Here is a 12859-nt window from a genome sequence, read left to right as displayed (position 1 = left end):
ACCACGATGTCCCCGAGCGCCCCGACGCCGCCCTCCGCCCGGTCCCCGTCGGGGCCGCCCTGCGACTCCGGGTCGGTCAGCGACCGCACCCGCGCGGTGGCGGCGCGGAAGAGCGCCGCGCCGTCGACGTCGTCGGGCATCCACCGGGGCGGGCGGCGTGTGGCCCACGTGAGGGAGCGGGCCCCGGGCGCGAGGTCGGCGGCGATCTGCGCGCCGGAGTTGCCGCCGCCCACCACCAGCACCCGCTGCCCCGCGAAGTCCTCGGCCCGGCGGTAGTCCACGGTGTGCAGGAGCCGTCCGGCGAAGTCCTCCGCGCCGGGCAGGTGCGGCCGGAACGGGCGGGTCCACGAGCCGGTCGCGGAGATCACGGCGCGGGCGTGCCAGTCGCCGCGGTCCGTGCGCACGGCGAAGCCGCCGTCGGGGGCGTCGGCGACCTCGAGGACGGTGACGGGCCGGTGCACGGGCAGCTCGTAGCGGCGCTCGTACTCCGCCAGGTAGGCCACCACGTGGTCCGCGGAGGGAGTGCCGGGCCCGGGCCACGCGGGCATCCGCCACCCCGGCAGGGAGCTGGTCTCCGCCGGGGAGAACAGGGCGAGGGACTCCCAGTACTCGCGCCACGCCCCGCCGGGCTGCGGGGCCGCATCGAGGATGGCGAAGCTCGGCGCCGGTCCGCCCCGGCCGCGTTCGGCGTCGCGGGCGAGGCGGTGCAGGTGGTAGCCGGCGGCGAGGCCGGCCTGTCCCCCGCCGACGACCAGGACGTCCACGCGCCGCGCGTCGCCGGCGGGGGCCTGCGATGCGGGGGCGTGGACGTCCGGAGCGGGGGGCGTCACGGCGTGGGCATGCCCCCGGTCACCGGGATGGTCGCGCCCACCACGTAGGAGGACTCCGGGGAGGCCAGGAACACGTAGGCCGGGGCGAGCTCGGTCGGCTGGCCGGCACGGCCCAGCGGGGTGGCCTTGCCGAACTCCGGCAGGTCCTCGGGCTTCTGGCCGCCCGAGGGCTGCAGCGGCGTCCAGATGGGGCCGGGGGCCACGGCGTTCACCCGGATGCCCTTCGGCGCCAGCTGCTGGGCGAGGGACTTGGTGAACGTGTTGATGGCGGCCTTCGTGGCGGAGTAGTCCACGAGGACCTCGGGGGCGTGGTAGGTCACCACGGAGGTCGTGTTGATGATCGAGGCGCCCGGCTGCAGGTGCGGCAGGGCCGCCTTGACCAGGCGGAACTGGGCCAGGATGTTGACGTCGAAGGTCGCCTCGAGCTGCTCGTCGTCGATGTCCTCGATGGACTCCTGTGCCACCTGCTTGCCGCCGTTGTTGACGAGGATGTCCAGGCCGCCGAGGGTCTCGACCGCCTGCGCCACGAGGTCCTTGCAGAACTGCTTGTCCCGCAGGTCGCCGAGGATCACGGCGCACGTACGGCCCTCCGCCTCGACGACCTCCTTGACGTGCTGGGCGTCCTTCTCCTCCTCCGGCAGGCCGGAGATGACCACGTCGGCGCCCTCGCGCGCGAAGGCGATCGCGGTGGCCGCGCCGATGCCGGAGTCACCGCCGGTGATGAGCGCCTTGCGGCCCTCGAGTCGGCCGGTGCCGCGGTAGGAGTGCTCGCCGAGGTCCGCCTTCGGGGTCATCTCCGCGTCCAGGCCGGTGCCGGACAGGGACTGCTCGGGCGGCGTGATCTCCGGGTAGCGGGTCACGGGATCCTGCAGCGTGAGCTGGTCGGTGGCGGTGGTGTGCGCGTCGTCCTGGGACATGTCGTGCTCCTTCGCTTCGTCTGGATGGCCGCCGCGCGAGCCGCGCCGGCCCTCCCAGCGTAGGAAGCCCCTCCGGCCGGGGCCAGCCCTCAGGTACGCGGCCGCCGAGCGGGCACGCCGTCAGCGCGGCAGGGGCTCGGTGTCCTCGTTCGCGGCGAGACCCGCCTCCACCTTGCGGCGGTGGTCGGCCTCCCACTCGTCCAGGCTCATGGCGTCCTCCGTGGCGGCCTTGGCCTGGGCGGCGGCGAACGCCTCCTGCGCAGCGTCCGCCGGCACGACGACGACCCCCTCCTCATCCGCGACGATCACGTCCCCGGTGCGCACCGCCACGCCGCCGACCCGCACATCCTCCTGGGAGACCGCGCCCTTCTTGGTGCCCGGCTTGGGGAAGACGCCCCGCGCGAAGATCGGGAAGCCGAGCTCCCGGGCCTCGGCGACGTCCCGGATGTTGCCGTCCACCACGAACCCGGCGATCCCGCGGCGCTGGGCCACCGCGCACACGTTGCCGCCGGCCACCGCCGGGGCCGAGCCGCCGGCGTCGACGACGATCACCGAGCCCGGGGCCGCCCGGTAGACCGCCGCGTGCATCATGAGGTTGTCCCCGGGGGCGCAGCGCACGGCGTGCACGGGGCCCGTCACGGCGGGCATGCCGTCCCACAGCGGGCGGATGCCCGGGTCCATCACGCGGTCCTCGGGGACCTGCTCCGCGAGGGCCGTGGCGGGCAGGGACGGGCGGGTCGGGCGGCCGGTCATGGGGCTCCTCCGGGGTGACGGGCGCGGTCGGCGCGCGGGGGTGACCCTCGCCACGGTGCCACGCGGGGGATCACGCTGCAAGCAGGGTCGACCGGCCGAGGAGTGGCCGCGCGTGCGGGGCGGGCTGGAGGCGCGGCTCCGGGAGGATCCACTGCACTTCTGACCCTTCTGACGGCCGATCCGGCGTTGAGAAGGGTCAGAAGTGCAGTCGATTCGTGGTGGGCGAGCGGGACTCAGGCCGCCAGCCCGTCCAGGACCCGCCGGGTCTCGGCGACCAGCTCCGCGGTCGGCTCGCAGCCGACGGCGACGCGCACGAACCCGGGTGCGACGTCGTCGCTCCAGCGGGCTCGGCGCTCCGCCGAGGTGTGGGTGCCGCCGAAGCTCGTGGCCGGCACCATCCACCGCATGGCGCCGATGAACCGCTCGGCCGTGGCCTCGTCCGCGAAGGTGACTCCGATGAGCGGGCCGTGGGCGGTCATCTGGCGGGCGACGACGTCGCGGTCCGGGTGCTCCGGCAGGCCCGGGTACACCACGGACTCCACCGGACGTCCGGCGCCGGCCTGACCCGCGAACAGCTCCGCGAGCGCCTGCGCCGAGGCGCACATGCGCGCGAACCGGACCTCGAGGGTCTCCAGGCCGCGGTGGATCAGCCACGACTCGTGCGCGCCGGGGATCCCGCCCACCAGCGTGCGCCAGCGCCGCACGCGCTCCAGCACGGCCTCGTCCCGCGTGGAGACGTGACCGCCGAGCGCGTCCGAGTGCCCGTTGACGGCCTTGGTGTCCGAGCTGACCACGACGTCCGCGCCGAGTTCCAGGGGCCGCTGCCCCAGCGGGGTCAGGGTGGTGTTGTCCACCACGACGACGGCACCCGCCGCGTGCGCCCGCTCGGCCACCGCGGCGACGTCCGCCACACGCAGCCCCGGGTTGGACGGGGTCTCCAGGTACACCATGCGGTATCCGGCGAGGTCGCGGGAGGCCACCTCCGGCGTCGGGACGTACTCCACCCGGATGCCGCGCGGCACGAGGAACGCGTCCGCGAGCTGGCGGACGGCGCCGTAGCCGTCCGAGGGCAGCAGGACGCGGTCGCCGGCCTCGAGCAGGGGCATCAGGACGGCGGCGATCGCGCCCATGCCGGAGGGGAACGCGAGCGTGGGGGCGCCCTCGAGCGCGGCGAGGGACTCCTCGAGCACCGTCCACGTGGTCGAGTCCCAGCGGCCGTACTGGTAGGCCGCGCCGGAGGTCGCCGGGTCCCCGGGCACCGCGAAGGTGCTCGCCGAGACCATCGGCGCGGCGATCGGCTCACCCGGGCCGAGGTGCTCTGTCCGGTGGTGCAGGACGGGCGCGAAGGCGGGGGCTGCCGGGGGCGCGGAGGCGGGGTCGATGCCCCCGGCTGAGAAGGCGGGGGCGGAGGCGGGGGTCGGCGTCGTGGGCTCGGACATGGGGCCATTGTCCTCGCGGAGGACGCCCGGCGGATCACGTCTCCTGCCGATCACGACATCTCCGACGCGGTCCGCGCAGGAGATGTCGTGATCGGCAGGAATCCTCACCACGCGGCAGCACGCGGGGCGGGCCGCCACGCGGGCGTGCATCGTCCTCCCCCACACCCCCGGCCGCGCCCGTGTTGCCCCGCGTGTCCTCGCGTTGCCCCTCGTTGCGGACGGGCTCGCGCGGCCCCCGATCGCGGCGGTTCCATGGCCGCATGATCATCACCGGCCTGCTCCTCGGCCTCGTCCTGGGCTTCGTGTTCCAGCGCGGGCGCTTCTGCGTCACGGGTGCCTTCCGTGACCTGTTCACCATCCGATCCACCCGCTGGTTCACCGCGTTCATGGTGATCGTGGCCGTCCAGTCCGTGGGCGTGTTCGCCCTGGACGCGCTCGGGGTCATCTCCCTGGCCCCGGAGACCTTCCCGTGGCTCGGCACGATCATCGGCGGCCTGATCTTCGGGTTCTCGATCGTCCTGGCCGGCGGCTGCGCCACCGGCACCTACTACCGCGCCGGCGAGGGCCTCGTGGGCTCCTGGTTCGCGCTGATCTTCTACATCGTGGGCGCGACGGCGTTCCGCAAGGGCCCGCTGGCCGGCACCACGGAGGCGGTGCGCTCGGTGGAGACCCCGACCGGGTCGTTCCAGCAGCTCACCGGGCTCTCCCCCTGGGTGTTCGTGGCGCTGCTCGTAGCCGGCGTCGCGATGGCGGTGCGCCACCACCTCCGCAGGGAGGCGCAGATGACGCGCTTCCGCCTGCCCGCCTCGAAGACGGGCCTGGCGCACGTGCTCACCGAGAAGGCGTGGCACCCGTTCGTCACGGCGGCGATCATCGGCGTCCTGGCGGTCGCCGCGTGGCCGCTGTCCTGGGCCACGGGCCGCGAGTCCGGCCTGGGCATCACCGGACCGTCCGCCAACATCGGGGCGTTCCTGGGCACCGGGGACATGGAGCTCGTGGACTGGGGCGTGCTCATGGTGACGGGCCTGCTGATCGGCTCATTCATCGCGGCGAAGGCCTCCGGCGAGTTCCGCATCCGCGTCCCCGACGCGCGCACCACCGTCCGCTCGATCGTCGGCGGCATCGGCATGGGCTGGGGCGCGGCATGGGCCGGCGGCTGCACCATCGGCAACGCGATGGTCAACACCGCCACCTTCAGCTTCCAGGGCTGGACCGCCCTGGTGTCCATGGTGCTCGGCACCGGCCTGGCCGCGAAGATCTTCATCCTCAACCACCAGGGCAAGGGCTCGACGCCGGTCGGCGGCTCCGGCGCCGGCCTCACCTCCGCCGAGGGCACCGCGGCGGACGCCGGTGCGGTCCTCGGCTCGGACAGCACCCTCGACGACGACGCCCGGGACGCCTCCGCCGGCCGCGGCGACGGCGGCACGGCTCGCCCCGTCAAGCTCACGCCGATCGGCTGAGCCGCCCGCCCGGGCGCCCCTTCCGGCTCCGCACGAACCCCTCAGACCCCCTCAGACCCAAGGAGAGAACCACCATGGCGAAGCACCTGCTCGAGACCGACGGCCAGGTCTGCCCCTTCCCGCTCGTGGAGGCCAACCAGGCGATGCAGCAGATCCCCTCGGGGGACGAGCTCGTGATCGACTTCGACTGCACCCAGGCCACCGACTCCCTGCCCCGGTGGGCCGCGGAGAACGGCCACGAGGTCACGGACTTCACCAAGCGCGGCGCCGCGGAGTGGACCATCACGGTCAAGAAGGCCTGACCCTCCGCCGGCGCGGCGGCGCGGGGCCTTCAGAGCGCCCCGTGCACCAGCTCCCCACCCACGAGCGTCGCCTGCACGGGGATCTCGCCGATCTCCTCGGCGGGCACCGCGCGCGGGTCCGCGCCGAGGACGACGACGTCGGCCAGGCGCCCGGCCGTGAGCCGCCCCTTGCGCGCGCCCCAGCCGGTGGCCTCGGCCGAGCCCACGGTGTAGGCGTGCAGGGCCTCGTCCACGGTGAGGCGGTCGTCGGGGCCGTAGTCCCGGCCCTGCTCGGTGCGGCGCAGCACGAAGTCCCGCACCACCTCGAGCGGCCGCCCGCCGGCCACGGGGCGGTCCGAGCTGCCCGGCAGGACCAGCCCGGCGCGCAGCAGCCGCCCGGCCGGGTAGCTCAGCAGGGCCCGGTCCTCCCCGATCCGCTCCCGCACGGACTCGCCGAAGGCGCTGATGAAGTTCGGCTGGGTGGTCATCACCACGCCGAGGGCGGCCATGCGGGCCACCTGGTCGTCCCGCACCACGCCGCCGTGCTCCACGCGGTGCGGCATCACGGGGCGGCCGTGCCGGTCGAGAGCCTCGGCGATCACGTCGAGGGAGAAGTCGAGGGCGGCGTCGCCGATCGCGTGCATGGCCAGCGCCCAGCCCGCGCCGGCCGCCGCCAGGCAGGCCCGGCGCATCTCGTGCTCGTCCTGCTGGAGGTAGCCGCGGCCGTGGCCCCCGTGGGCGCCGCCGCAGTAGTCCTCGGTCATGGCGGCGGTGCGGCCCAGCATGGCGCCGTCGGTGAACACCTTCGCGGGGCCGATCTGCAGGCGCTCGTCCCCCACCCCGCTGCGCACGCCGGCGCCCAGGGTGAGGTGGGGGCCGTCGTCGGGGTGGCCGGTCACGGGCTGCAGCGCGTCCAGGGTGACCATCGTCTGGAAGCGGGTGCGCAGGCGCCCGGCGTCGAGGGCGCGCTGGTACGCGGCGAACTCGACCGGGCTGTGACCGATCCACCCGCCGGCGATCCCCGCGTCCGTCACGGAGGTGATGCCCTCGGCCGCGTACTCGGCGGACGCCCGCTCGAGGCACGCCCCGATGTGCTCGAGGGACTCCGGCTGCACGAGCCGGGTCACCAGGGCCATGGCCGTCTCGTCCAGCAGGCCGGTGGGGCGGCCGGCGTCGTCGACGGCGATCCACCCGCCCTCGGGCTGCTCCACCACGAGCTCGCCCACGCCGGCCCACGCCAGCACCGCGCCGGACACGGTGAGCGAGTGGCCGGTGTTGTGCCGGATCAGCACGGGCCGGCCGGCCGCGGCGGCGTCGAGGCCGTCCCGGTCCGGCTGGGGGCCGTGGAGGTGGCCGGCGTCGTACCCCGTGCAGGTGATCCACGCGCCGGGGGCCTCGGTGGCGGCCCGCGCCCCGATGCGGGCGTACACCTCCTCGGCGGTGGTGGCGCCGTCGAGGTCCACGTCCAGGCGGGACTGCCCGAACCACACGCTGTGGGCGTGGGCGTCGTTGAAGCCGGGCATCACGAACGCCCCGCGCGCGTCCACGCGCTCGGCCGCCGTCAGCCCGTCCAGCTCCTCGTCCACACCGACGACGACGCCCCGCCAGATCCCCACGCGGCCCGCCCGGGGGCGGCGTGGGTCCATGGTGAGGACGTCGGCGTTCTCGAGGAGGAGGTCGAGCTGCATGGGCGGGGGCTCCTGGGTCGTCGGCGGCGGGGCGGGACCGCGGTGGTGCCGCTCAGCGGCGGTGCGGGTCCATGATGGCGATGGCCCGGGTGTCCGGGGCGGTGTCCGCCACGTGCTCCATGGCGGCGTCCACGTCCCCGGTGCGGGCGTGCTCGTCCGCCAGGCGCTCCCACAGGGGCGCGTTGGGGATGCCGAGGGCGCGCGGGTCGAACACGGGGTCCAGGCCCTGGCGGCGCTGACGGTCGTAGTCCTTGACCAGGCGGATGGCCATGCCGCTGAGCAGGATGAGGGCGAGGATGTTCACCCAGGTGTACAGGCCCACGCCGAAGTCCGCGAGCGCCCAGGCCGAGTCGGACTTCTGGACGGCCCCGAACACCACCGACGCGGCGAGCACCAGGTGGGCGATCGCGGTGGCCGCCCGCTGCACGGAGGTGCTCTTGATCAGATAGGCCAGGTTGGTCACGGCGTAGAAGTCGAAGGACAGCAGCGTGGTGAACGCGAAGAGGAACACGGCCAGGGCCACGAGGGAGGGCCCGAACGTGGGGATCACGGTGTCGATGGCGATCTGCGTCCAGGCCGGGCCGGCCTCCGTGCCGGGCACGTTCTCCACGATCGGGGTCCGCTCGTCCGCGCCGAGCACGTTGTAGCTGCTCGTGGAGAGGATCATCAGGCCGGTGATGGTGCACACGAACAGGGTGTCCACGTAGGCGGAGAAGCCCTGGGCCAGGCCCTGCTTGACGGGGTGGGTCACGTTGGCCGCGGCGGCGGCCTGGGCGCCGGAGCCGGTGCCGATCTCGGTGGAGTAGATGGCGCGGCGCACGCCCCAGGAGATCGCGGCGCCGAGCATGCCCGCGTAGGCGGTGTCCGCGCCGAAGGCGCTGGTGAGGATCAGCTGGAGCATGCCGGGCACGGCGGCCCAGTTCAGCGCGACGACGACGAGGCCCACCAGGATGTACGCCGCCGCCATGAAGGGCACCACGAGGCCCACAGTGCGGCCCAGGCGGTGCATGCCGCCGAACACGATGGCCAGGAAGATCGCGGCCATGCCCAGACCCGTCCACAGCGGGTCCCAGCCCCAGGCCTGCACGGTGGCGGCGGTGACGGCGTTGGCCTGGATCTGCGGGCCGGTGAAGACGGTGGCGAACACCGTGGCCGCGGCGTAGGCGACGGCGAGCCACCGCCAGTGCCGGCCGAGGCCCTCGAGGATGTAGAACGCGGGGCCGCCGCGGAACTCGCCGCGGACCTTGTGCTTGTACAGCTGGGCCAGGGAGGACTCGGCCACGGCCACCGGGGCCCCGAGGAACGCGGTCACCCACATCCAGAACAGGGCGCCGGGCCCGCCCAGGTGGATGGCCACGGCGACGCCGGCGATGTTGCCCACGCCGATGCGCCCGCCCAGGGCCATGGCGAAGGACTCGAAGGAGCTGATGCCGGCGCTGGTGCGGCCGCCGCGGGCGAGCTGGCCGATCATGTCGGGCAGGAGCCGCAGCTGCGGGGCCCCCATCCGGACGGTGAAGTACACGCCGATCAGCAGGATGATGACGACCATGGGAAGGCTCCACATGATCTCGTTGACGGGGGTGAGGAAGGCTTCCATGAGAGTCCCTGGTCGAGAGCGATGACCTTGTGACGGTAGCCACAATGCGCTGAGAAACCCACCCGGGACGTGCGGTGACGTGGCCCGCGGCCTCACTCGGCGCCGGGCGTGGTCCTTCGGGCGAGGGTGTAGGCGGGTCGGCGCGCGGCGGCCCAGAAGCCGCTCCACGCCAGCCCGTGGGGCGGATGGAGCGGGTCGAAGCGGACCACCGTCCCGGCGCGCTCGCCGAGGTGGACCGCGGCCCGGTCCACCCACGGGTCGCCCTCGAGGGACGTCAGGACGCGGACCGTGCGGCCGTCCACCTGCGCGCCGAGCTCCACACGGCCGAGCCGGGTGTGCAGGGGCAGCAGCGTGGTCAGCGGATCCACCGCGTCGGGGGTGCGCAGCGCCAGCAGCCGGCGCGTGCGCGGCCCGGTGCCGGTGGACCCGAAGAGAAGGGCGGCGTCGTCGGGGAAGCGCAGGGCGAGGCCGCTGATGTCCGGCCACGGGGACGGCACGCCCAGGGCGCGGGAGGTGCGCGCCAGCACCGGGGTCTCCCCCGCCGCGGCCAGGACCTCGACGCCGGACTCCGGCCACGGCGTGTGCACCGACCAGACGGCGTCCCGAGTCTGACCGCGCTCGTGGAGCGGCTGCCGGCGCGGGACGATCGCCGGGGCGTTGGCGAGGACCGCCAGGACACCGCCGAGGGCGGAGCCGAGCACACGGGCGGGGACGGAGGCGGAGGCAGGCATGCGCGCCACGCTAGGCCCGCCAGCCAGGACAGGCCAGGGCTGGGGCCGGCGTCGTGGCCGGCAGCAGGACCCTGCCGCATGTCCGACATCCTGCGACATCTCCTGCGCGGACCGCGTCGGAGATGTCACTGCGTGTCGGAAAGTCGTGGCCGTGGAGCGGGGCGGGACGGGCACGGGGCGGGCACCGGCGGTGACTCCCGCGTCGCCGCGCCACGCCAGGGCCAGCCGGGACGCGCCGCCCCTGATACTGTGTGGCACCGATCACATCCCGTCGTCTGGAGGCCCGCCGTGACCCTTACCCTGCCCGCCCGGCTCGAGCGCACCGCCGCCGAGCATCCCGACTCCCCCGCGCTGGTCCTCGGCGAGGAGCGCCTGACCTACGCGGAGCTGCAGGACCAGGTCCGGCTCCTGGCCGGGCTCCTGCGCCAGGAGGGCATCGGCCCCGGCGACCGCGTCGCCCTCATGGCCCCGAACGTCCTGGCGTTCCCCGTGGTGCTGTTCGCGACGCTGCAGGTGGGCGCCGTCGTCGTGCCGATGAACCCGCTGTTCAAGCAGCGGGAGGTCGTGTACTACCTGGAGGACTCGGGCGCGTCCATGCTGTGGGCGATCCCCTCGCCCGACGCCGCCGAGGCCGCGCAGGCCACCGGCGTGCCGCTGCGCACCCTGGGCGAGGACGGGCTGGCCCCGCACCTGGCGGAGAGCCCCGGCCCGGTCACCGAGGCCGCCCCGCGGGACCTCGAGGACGACGCCGTGATCCTCTACACCTCCGGCACCACCGGACGCCCCAAGGGCGCCCAGCTGACGCACCGGAACATCGGCACCAACGCAGACACCACCGCGGAGACGCTGATCCGGCTGCAGCCCGGGGAGACCGTGCTCGGCTGCCTGCCGCTGTTCCACGTGTTCGGCCTCACCTGCGCGCTCATGAGCTGCGTGACCGTCGGCGCCACGCTGTCCCTCATCCCCCGCTTCGACCCGCAGCAGGCCGTGCAGACCATCGAGGACCAGAAGGTCAACCTCTTCGTGGGCGTGCCCACCATGTACGGCGCCGTGCTGGCCGCCGCCAAGGACCGCCCGGAGGCCCTCGCCAGCCTGCGGCTCGCGGTGTCCGGCGGGTCGAGCATGCCCGTGGAGCTGCTGCGCCGGTTCGAGGCCGCGTTCGGCTGCGAGATCCTCGAGGGCTACGGCCTCTCGGAGACGTCCCCCGTGGCGTGCTTCAACCACCCCGGGGAGGAGCACCGGCCCGGCTCCATCGGCCGCGCCGTCCGCGGGTGCGAGCTGCAGCTGGTGACGCCCGAGGGAGACGTGGTGGCCGAGGGGGACGAGGAGACCCTCGGTGAGGTGTGGATCCGCGGCGAGAACATCATGAAGGGCTACTGGGGCAAGCCGGAGGCCACCGCCGAGGCCATCACCGAGGACGGCTGGTTCCGCTCCGGGGACATCGGCCGGCGCGACGCCGAGGGCAACCACTACATCGTGGACCGCACCAAGGACATGATCCTGCGCGGCGGCCTCAACGTGTACCCGCGCGAGATCGAGGAGGTGCTCTACGAGCACCCGGCCGTGGCCGAGGCCGCCGTGGTGGGCGTGCCGCATCCCGAGCTCGGGCAGGAGATCGCGGCACACGTGGTGCTCGCCGAGGGGGCGGAGGCCACGGAGGAGGAGCTGATCGAGCACGTGAAGTCCCAGGTGGCCCCGTACAAGTACCCACGCACCGTGACCGTGCGGGACGGGCTGCCCAAGACCGCCACCGGCAAGATCCTCAAGCGGGAGCTGACCGCGGCAGAGTGAGGCGGGGCGGGGCGGGGCTGCACGGCCCCGCCCCGTACCCGACTTTCCGACCCTCCGCGACTTTTCCGACGCGGTCCGCGCAGGAGATGTCCCAGAGGGTCGGAGAACCTGCGCCGTTGGCCCCGCCGGGCCCGGTCACACCAGCGCCGCCACCGCGCGGGCCGCGTGCGGGGCCAGCTGCACGGCCCGCACCACGGCGAACGCGGTGACCAGGGAGACGAACAGCCACTCCCGCCAGGACCCGGTGGTGCCCAGCAGCGGGAGCCGGAACCGTCCGCCGGACTGCCAGAACCACAGGCGGCCCGGCGGGTCCGGCCGGAGGGGCCAGAGCAGGGCGACGCCGTTGTTGGTGAGGGCGTCGCCGAGGATGTGCACGGTCGCCCCGATCGCCACGGACGCGGGGATCCACCACAGCCCGCCGCTGAGGACGGCGCCCACCACAGCGACGACGACGCCCAGCGCCCACGCGGACAGCATCCCCCGGCGCGGGAGCAGCTTCAGGGCCTTGGCCGCGACGGCCACCAGGAACGCCGCGATCACGCCCTGCCCCACCCCGTAGACGCGCCCCTCGACGGGCACCTGCAGGCCGGCCGCGGCGGAGGCGATGGCGGTGAACGCGGCGATCCCCACGAGCGAGTGGGTCCCCCTCCGGTGCCCGCCGGCCACCCGGCTGATGCCGCGGGACATCCACTCGGTCACGGGCGGCAGGGCGTGGGCGACCGTGGCGCGGGGGTGGTCCCAGTCGCTGATCAGGGCGGCGCCGGCGGTGGTGAGCGCGCCGAGCAGCTGGATCTCGGGCGGCATGTGCAGGGCCTCGACGGGCGAGAACCACCCGGTGAGGGCCAGCCAGGCGGCGGCGCCGGTGGCGGCGTGGGACGGGCCCATCATGGGGGTGCGGCCTCCTGGGTGCGGATCGGTCGGGGATGACCGGCCTACGATGCCAGGCGGGGCGGACACGGTAAGCGTCTCGGCGCGCTCAGACCTCCAGGAGCACCTTGATCTCGCGGCGCTCGTCCATGGCCTGGTAGGCCTCGGCGGCGTCGTCGATCGGCATGCGCGCCGTGAACACGCGGCCGGGCTGGATCTCGCCGGCCTGGATGCGCTCGATCAGCTCGGGCAGGAAGCGGCGCACCGGGGCGGGGCCGCCCTCCAGGTGGATCTGCCGGCCGAAGAGGTCGGAGCCGTCCAGGGTCTGGTCGTGGGAGACGCCCACGAACCCGACGTGTCCGCCGGCGCGCACGGAGGCGAGCGCCTGGTCCATGGAGCCCTGCGTGCCCACGGCCTCGACCACGCCGTGCGCGCCGAGTCCGCCGGTGAGCTCCTTGACCTGCGCGGCGCCCTCCTCGCCACGCTCGGCGATCACGACGTCGGC

The 12859-nt window shown here is 74.5% G+C and carries 12 protein-coding genes; 3 read left to right on the top strand and 9 right to left on the bottom strand.

Annotated elements, in window-relative coordinates; genetic code table 11:
* The 4 genes from Q4D18_RS00485 to Q4D18_RS00470 all read right to left on the bottom strand — a co-directional run.
* Positions 1-830 (bottom strand): NAD(P)-binding domain-containing protein (locus tag Q4D18_RS00485; protein WP_303124735.1); only part of this gene is annotated, 830 nt, incomplete at its 3' end.
* On the bottom strand, positions 827-1747 hold the full coding sequence (locus Q4D18_RS00480) for an SDR family oxidoreductase (protein ID WP_303124734.1): 921 nt from the start codon (positions 1745-1747) through the stop codon (positions 827-829). The genes Q4D18_RS00485 and Q4D18_RS00480, both read right to left, overlap by 4 nt.
* Before the next feature lie 120 nt (positions 1748-1867).
* Positions 1868-2500 carry an RraA family protein gene (locus Q4D18_RS00475; RefSeq protein ID WP_303124732.1) on the bottom strand — a complete coding sequence of 211 codons (633 nt, stop codon included), beginning with the start codon at positions 2498-2500 and terminating at the stop codon, positions 1868-1870.
* A gap of 233 nt (positions 2501-2733) precedes the next feature.
* A complete protein-coding gene (locus Q4D18_RS00470) occupies positions 2734-3939 on the bottom strand; it encodes a cystathionine gamma-lyase (RefSeq protein WP_303124730.1) in 1206 nt (401 codons plus the stop codon).
* Between the two features lie 260 nt (positions 3940-4199).
* Between Q4D18_RS00470 and Q4D18_RS00465 the strand changes: the two genes are divergently transcribed.
* Both Q4D18_RS00465 and Q4D18_RS00460 read left to right on the top strand, forming a co-directional pair.
* On the top strand, positions 4200-5399 hold the full coding sequence (locus Q4D18_RS00465) for a YeeE/YedE family protein (RefSeq protein WP_303124728.1): 1200 nt from the start codon (positions 4200-4202) through the stop codon (positions 5397-5399).
* A 74-nt stretch (positions 5400-5473) separates the two neighbouring features.
* Positions 5474-5701, top strand: coding sequence for a sulfurtransferase TusA family protein (locus Q4D18_RS00460; RefSeq protein WP_303124726.1), 228 nt, complete (start codon positions 5474-5476; stop codon positions 5699-5701).
* A gap of 29 nt (positions 5702-5730) precedes the next feature.
* Here the strand turns inward: Q4D18_RS00460 and Q4D18_RS00455 are convergent, their stop codons facing one another.
* From Q4D18_RS00455 to Q4D18_RS00445, 3 genes are all read right to left on the bottom strand, one after another.
* The gene (locus Q4D18_RS00455; protein WP_303124724.1) at positions 5731-7368 is read right to left on the bottom strand and encodes an amidohydrolase; all 1638 of its coding nucleotides are present in this window, start codon (positions 7366-7368) and stop codon (positions 5731-5733) included.
* Between the two features lie 52 nt (positions 7369-7420).
* The gene (locus tag Q4D18_RS00450) at positions 7421-8965 is read right to left on the bottom strand and encodes a sodium:alanine symporter family protein (protein ID WP_303124722.1); all 1545 of its coding nucleotides are present in this window, start codon (positions 8963-8965) and stop codon (positions 7421-7423) included.
* A 92-nt stretch (positions 8966-9057) separates the two neighbouring features.
* Positions 9058-9696, bottom strand: a complete 639-nt coding sequence (locus tag Q4D18_RS00445) for a hypothetical protein (protein WP_303124720.1) — start codon at positions 9694-9696, stop codon at positions 9058-9060.
* A gap of 288 nt (positions 9697-9984) precedes the next feature.
* On the opposite strand from Q4D18_RS00445, the gene Q4D18_RS00440 reads away from it, so the two are divergent.
* Positions 9985-11487 (top strand): long-chain fatty acid--CoA ligase, encoded by a 1503-nt coding sequence (locus Q4D18_RS00440; protein ID WP_303124718.1) that lies wholly within the window; start codon positions 9985-9987, stop codon positions 11485-11487.
* 135 nt (positions 11488-11622) lie between these two features.
* Here the strand turns inward: Q4D18_RS00440 and Q4D18_RS00435 are convergent, their stop codons facing one another.
* Positions 11623-12375 (bottom strand): metal-dependent hydrolase, encoded by a 753-nt coding sequence (locus Q4D18_RS00435; protein WP_303124716.1) that lies wholly within the window; start codon positions 12373-12375, stop codon positions 11623-11625.
* An 88-nt stretch (positions 12376-12463) separates the two neighbouring features.
* Positions 12464-12859, bottom strand: a 396-nt coding sequence (locus tag Q4D18_RS00430) for a zinc-binding dehydrogenase (protein ID WP_303124714.1), incomplete at its 5' end; no start/stop codon positions are given.

Source organism: Micrococcus sp. (genome assembly GCF_030523875.1).
In the GTDB taxonomy this organism is placed as follows: Bacteria; Actinomycetota; Actinomycetes; order Actinomycetales; family Micrococcaceae; genus Micrococcus.
This window is presented reverse-complemented; position numbering and strand designations above follow the sequence as displayed.

Coding starts and splice junctions, on each gene's coding strand:
- Q4D18_RS00455 (WP_303124724.1), bottom strand. CDS start 7,368: ATGCAGCTCGACCTCCTCCTCGAGAACGCCGACGTCCTCACCATGGAC.
- Q4D18_RS00435 (WP_303124716.1), bottom strand. CDS start 12,375: ATGATGGGCCCGTCCCACGCCGCCACCGGCGCCGCCGCCTGGCTGGCC.
- Q4D18_RS00475 (WP_303124732.1), bottom strand. CDS start 2,500: ATGACCGGCCGCCCGACCCGCCCGTCCCTGCCCGCCACGGCCCTCGCG.
- Q4D18_RS00465 (WP_303124728.1), top strand. CDS start 4,200: ATGATCATCACCGGCCTGCTCCTCGGCCTCGTCCTGGGCTTCGTGTTC.
- Q4D18_RS00460 (WP_303124726.1), top strand. CDS start 5,474: ATGGCGAAGCACCTGCTCGAGACCGACGGCCAGGTCTGCCCCTTCCCG.
- Q4D18_RS00480 (WP_303124734.1), bottom strand. CDS start 1,747: ATGTCCCAGGACGACGCGCACACCACCGCCACCGACCAGCTCACGCTG.
- Q4D18_RS00445 (WP_303124720.1), bottom strand. CDS start 9,696: ATGCCTGCCTCCGCCTCCGTCCCCGCCCGTGTGCTCGGCTCCGCCCTC.
- Q4D18_RS00470 (WP_303124730.1), bottom strand. CDS start 3,939: ATGTCCGAGCCCACGACGCCGACCCCCGCCTCCGCCCCCGCCTTCTCA.
- Q4D18_RS00450 (WP_303124722.1), bottom strand. CDS start 8,965: ATGGAAGCCTTCCTCACCCCCGTCAACGAGATCATGTGGAGCCTTCCC.